General features: G+C 61.6%; 3 protein-coding genes. 1 reads left to right on the top strand and 2 read right to left on the bottom strand.

Annotation, left to right across the window (positions count from 1 at the left end; translation table 11 throughout):
* The coding region (locus tag ACP5J3_RS14345; protein ID WP_428496301.1) for an ATP-binding cassette domain-containing protein at positions 1-709 on the bottom strand (709 nt) is incomplete at its 3' end.
* Between the two features lie 284 nt (positions 710-993).
* On the opposite strand from ACP5J3_RS14345, the gene ACP5J3_RS14340 reads away from it, so the two are divergent.
* Positions 994-1,266: a hypothetical protein gene (locus tag ACP5J3_RS14340; RefSeq protein WP_428496300.1), complete on the top strand. Its 273-nt coding sequence runs from the start codon at positions 994-996 to the stop codon at positions 1,264-1,266.
* On the opposite strand, the gene ACP5J3_RS14335 is transcribed toward ACP5J3_RS14340, so the two are convergent.
* Positions 1,245-1,619, bottom strand: a 375-nt coding sequence (locus ACP5J3_RS14335; protein ID WP_428496299.1) for a fumarylacetoacetate hydrolase family protein, incomplete at its 5' end; no start/stop codon positions are given. The two genes, ACP5J3_RS14340 and ACP5J3_RS14335, sit on opposite strands and share 22 nt — an antisense overlap.

Genomic DNA, 1,619 nt, shown 5'->3' with positions numbered 1-1,619 from the left:
GCAGAGAGTACTTCACGCCGCCTATCTCCAGAACCGCCACGGCGTCTCCATGCACCCCCTCCGAAAGCCCTAGATCCAGTAGCTCGCCCGCGGCGAAGGGCCCGTAGATCCTCCCCTCGACTAGGAGATACGCGTCGAACTCCGGCAAGGCCCTCAACGCGCCGAGGTCGTGGGTCGCCACCAGCCCAACCTCGCCGAAGCTCCTAAGGGCCTCCGCCACGAGCCTCCTCCTGGCGGGATCCACGTTCTCGAAGGGCTCGTCCACCAGGTAGGCCCTGGGCCTAGAGGCCAGGGTCGCCGCCAGCCTCACCAGCGTCGACTCCCCCGCGGAGAGGGCGTGGATCGGTTTCCTCGACAGCTCGCCGGGGTCCAGCCTGAAGGATCTGAGGAGCTCCTCGAAGAGGCGGGGGTCGAAATCCCCCTTTAGGTCAGCCCAAACCTCGGCGATCCCCCCAACCCTATACACCGCCTGGTATATCTCGGGGAGGTTAGACGAGACTCCTAACAGCCTCCTGGCTCTCCTCACCTCGGCCCCGAATATCCTTATGCTCCCCTCGTACGGCACCACGCCCGACGCGGCCCTAAGGAGCGTCGTCTTGCCGGACCCGTTAGGCCCGAGGAGAAACGCCCTCGACCTAACCGTAAAGGTCGCGCCGGAGATTATGGCCCTCCCCCGCGCCTTGACAGACACCTTCTCGAACTCGAACATGGGAGATAGAACGAGGATGGATAAAAGGTAGGCGGAAGTTCCCAGATCCGAACTCGCGCCCCACATGCGCCAAATGCCTAAATACGCGGCGGGCTTTGAGACGGTAGTCCCCGACTCCGGGCAAGGCTCGGGGTGATCCGGAGGGGCACAGAGAAGCCAGGCTGAGGGAGACCCGGCTGTAGATAGCATCCACCTTGGAGTTCCACGAGGAGGACCTCGTGGGGGGTGGTTAGCAAGCCGTTTCTGATGTGGAATGCCACCCGCACAATTCGTTGGGGAAAGTAATGAGCCGGCAAAGGAGTTGCGACCCCTACCCCCGAGAGCGGCAACCCATCAAAGCTACCGAGTTGTTATCTTCGGCACCACGCGTCGTCTCGGTCGATCTCTACTGGCTTAACAGAGGCCGTGGGGCTAATGTTCCCCGGGCCTTCCCCGGGCGTGAAGGAGGGAGATCTGCCAAGCCGGCGGAGGTGTTTGGCGGCACGGCAATGCGGGGGAGAGATGTGGCCGATGTCAAAGCCTGGGCCGTCTTCGTCTACTGTTCCTCCACCACGTAGTTCCGTAGTAGGCCGACTTTCTCCACCTCGGCCTCTACCACGTCGCCTCCCTTTAGGAATTTTCCTTTGGCCCAGCCTACGCCAGGCGGCGTGCCGGTGAAAATCATGTCTCCCGGCTTCAGCGTTATCCCCTGGGAGGCCCAGTGTATGAGTTGTTGTACGTTGAAGATAAGCTCTGAGGTGTTGCCCACCTGCTCAAGATTGCCATTAACCCAAAGCCTAAGCCCAAGCCTGTTGGGGTCAGTCACCTCGTCCTTAGTGACGATGTACGGCCCCACTGGAGCTGCGGTGTCCATGGACTTCCCCCATATCCAGTTCTTTCCGTACTGCCTCGCCGTCTTCTCGTCGGGGTT

The organism is Pyrobaculum sp. (genome assembly GCF_049971835.1).
Classification (GTDB): Archaea; Thermoproteota; Thermoprotei; order Thermoproteales; family Thermoproteaceae; genus Pyrobaculum.
Note: the sequence above shows the minus strand (reverse complement) of the source record. Positions and strands in the feature narration are given on the sequence as shown.